Annotated in this window: 1 protein-coding gene; it reads right to left on the reverse strand. The window is 40.7% G+C overall.

Going from position 1 to position 1,775, the window contains the following annotated elements; genetic code table 11:
- Positions 1-194 precede the first annotated feature (194 nt).
- Positions 195-1,775 (reverse strand): transposase (locus J3L16_RS15705; protein WP_347564700.1); only part of this gene is annotated, 1,581 nt, incomplete at its 5' end.

Raw genomic sequence — 1,775 nt, forward strand, 5'->3', positions numbered from 1 at the left:
CATAACGAGGCTGTAGAATTTATCATTCTCAGCCAGTAATTTTGTAATGCTAAGACAATAATTGACCATGCCAGCTATTTCAATGACTTGTCGATTTATCTGGGATATTTATTTGAGCGGTTTATTTGAAAGCAATATTGAGCTAATGAGAGGGGATTAACGACTTAAAACGCCCAGTTTCCTATCAATAACCTTCATCGAAGGTTGTTTCTAAGCTTTTCTATATTGTGAACTAAACAATACATTTGCCACTGAGCATTCACTTTATCTTTGCCTCGTAATGTCAGTTTATTCATACCTTTGTTGACCGTGATATTACCGAACACTGGCTCTATCATGCCTAATCGTTTGCTGTACTGCCTTCGACCAATACCGCTGTCTATCTTTACCCGCATTTTGTCTGTGTAAGATAGTTGACTCTTCGTGTTGCGTAAAAACTGGACTTGTCGGCCCCTGTCTACTGGTGGTTTTCGCATGCACTGCTGCTGTAATGGGCATTGTTTACAGTCTTTAAGGTAACCAGTGAAACGGCTATAACTTTTACCATTAACCTTGATGTTAGCGCCACTAAGCCATAACAACTTACCTGCAGGACAACGACATGTCATGTTTGGCTCATCAAAGTGAAAGTCATTTGACGTAAAAAGTTTAGCTCTGCCTTTATTGCGCTTTAATCGCCGCTTCTCTTTTTCTGTGTGATAGGTTTCACTGGTTTTAAACAAAGGGTTACGACTTCTAAATTGTGTATCGGCTATGTAAGTATCAAGTCCTGTATCTGCCATGAATGTCAGGTTCTTCTCACTATGAAAGCCACTGTCGGCTGTAAACCCTGCTGTTTCAAAGGTATTAGGTGTACCCAACTTAATCAGTTGTTCTTTTAGTTGTTGGACTGCTGGTGCTAATGTTTGCTGCTCTCCCACACTGCCCCACACCTCGGCTTGCATGATGATTTGGTGTTTATCATCGTTGGTCGCAATACCGTTATAACCTTGAATGGTGCCTTTACTCGTCGTCATCTTTGCGCTGTCGGGGTCGGTGATATTACTTTTAACAGGCTTATTAGTACTGCCTAGCTTGTCTTCACTTGAAGCTAAAAATCGCTCTATCTTATCTGCGCTTTTATCTAATTTAGCCTTCTGTTTTAAATCATGCTCAACCTCGGATTCATTAGCACAATCTTGCGCTTGATGCCTTTCAATAATGCGCTGGCTAGCCCGTCTCAGCTTAACTTGCTTACGTTCAAGCTCTTCATGGGTACCGCTCCATTCTTTGCTCGCATTCGATTTTATTTTGCAGCCGTCAATAGCAAACATGTTTCTGCCTATTAATCCTTCTTCATCACAAATCATCAGCACTTGTGTAAATAAAGGCGCGATTTGGTCTTTCATTTTTGCAACGAATGAAGCGATTGAAGTCCAATGTGGCTGCACATCTCCCGACAAACTCATAAAAGTAATATTCGTTTCACACGCATTGGCAATACGGCGGCTAGTAATGAATCCTCTGGAATAACCAAATAAAATAACCTTCAACATCACTGACGGAGGATAAGCTGCTGCCCCTTTCTTATCATTGTCATACCATTTATCAAAACCCGATAAATCGAGGCGATTATCAACGATATGCGCTAATGCATATTCAAAGGTACCAGGCATAATTTGCTGAGAGAAATCTATGGGAATGAATTTATTTTGACTGGATAAATCAGGTTTGTAGTTGGCCATCTCGTTCAACTCGTAACGGATAATAACTATTAGATCACAGGCCAGATGACG

Source organism: Alteromonas sp. 5E99-2, from assembly GCF_017368475.1.
Classification (GTDB): domain Bacteria; phylum Pseudomonadota; class Gammaproteobacteria; order Enterobacterales; family Alteromonadaceae; genus Alteromonas_F.